Raw genomic sequence first — 1,453 nt, 5'->3', positions numbered from 1 at the left:
GTTCGATTCCTTTCGTGAGCACCACCTTTTCCCGCCGCCGGCATCGCCGCGCTGGTGGAGACGCGGAGGCGCCGCCACCAGGCGGGCCGGTTCCAAGACCACTTCTGAGATCGAGAAGAAGCAGCCATGGCCAAGGGTAAGTTCGAGCGCACCAAGCCGCACGTGAACGTGGGCACCATCGGTCACGTTGACCACGGCAAGACCACGCTGACCGCGGCGCTGACGAAGATTGGCGCCGAGCGTTTCGGCGGCGAGTTCAAGGCGTACGACGCGATCGACGCGGCGCCGGAAGAGAAGGCGCGCGGCATCACGATCTCGACCGCGCACGTGGAGTACGAATCGGCTTCGCGCCACTACGCGCACGTGGATTGCCCGGGTCACGCCGACTACGTGAAGAACATGATCACCGGTGCGGCGCAGATGGACGGCGCGATCCTGGTGTGCTCGGCCGCCGACGGCCCGATGCCGCAGACCCGCGAGCACATCCTGCTTTCGCGCCAGGTGGGCGTGCCGTACATCGTCGTGTTCCTGAACAAGGCCGACATGGTGGACGACGCCGAGCTGCTGGAGCTGGTGGAGATGGAAGTCCGCGAGCTGCTGAGCAAGTACGACTTCCCGGGCGACGACACCCCGATCATCTCGGGTTCGGCGCGCATGGCGCTGGAAGGCGACCAGAGCGAGATCGGCGTGCCGGCGATCCTGAAGCTGGTCGATGCGCTGGACACCTGGATCCCGACCCCGGAGCGCGACGTCGACAAGCCGTTCCTGATGCCGGTGGAGGACGTGTTCTCGATCTCGGGCCGCGGCACCGTGGTGACCGGCCGTATCGAGCGCGGCGTGATCAAGGTCGGCGAGGAAATCGAGATCGTCGGCATCCGTCCGGTGCAGAAGACGACCGTGACCGGCGTGGAGATGTTCCGCAAGCTGCTGGACCAGGGTCAGGCGGGCGACAACGCGGGCCTGCTGCTGCGCGGCACCAAGCGTGACGACGTGGAGCGTGGCCAGGTGCTGGCCAAGCCGGGTTCGATCAAGCCGCACACCGACTTCGAGGCCGAGGTGTACGTGCTGTCGAAGGACGAGGGCGGCCGTCACACCCCGTTCTTCAAGGGCTACCGTCCGCAGTTCTACTTCCGCACCACCGACATCACCGGTGCGATCCAGCTGCCGGAAGGCGTGGAGATGGTGATGCCGGGCGACCGTAATAACTTCGTATAGCATACATTATACGAAGGTTATACGAGTCCCGTCCGGTCCGCCGGGCGGGACGGCGGCTGCCTCAGCGATGGCGGAACTTCGTCTCATCGTCGGGCTGGGGAACCCGGTCCGGAACACGCGAACACCCGGCACAACGCCGGGTTTCGCCTGGTCGACGCGCTGGCGGCGCGCGCCGGCGCGCGTTTCGGCCTGGAGTCCAAGCTGTTCGGCGAGACCGCCAGGGTCGACATCGGCGGCC

The 1,453-nt window shown here is 66.5% G+C and carries 2 pseudogenes; both read left to right on the top strand.

The window, feature by feature from the left end:
- Positions 1-126: 126 nt before the first annotated feature.
- Positions 127-1,212: pseudogene (gene tuf / locus IG80_RS0111615) on the top strand (elongation factor Tu); the annotation flags it as partial.
- A 70-nt stretch (positions 1,213-1,282) separates the two neighbouring features.
- A pseudogene (locus IG80_RS17105) lies at positions 1,283-1,453 on the top strand (aminoacyl-tRNA hydrolase); the annotation flags it as partial.

The sequence above is a fragment of the Candidatus Paracaedibacter symbiosus genome (assembly GCF_000757605.1).
Classification (GTDB): Bacteria; Pseudomonadota; Alphaproteobacteria; order Paracaedibacterales; family Paracaedibacteraceae; genus Paracaedibacter_A; species Paracaedibacter_A symbiosus.
The sequence above is the reverse complement of the archived record's forward strand: the minus strand, read 5'-3'. Positions and strand labels throughout refer to the sequence as shown.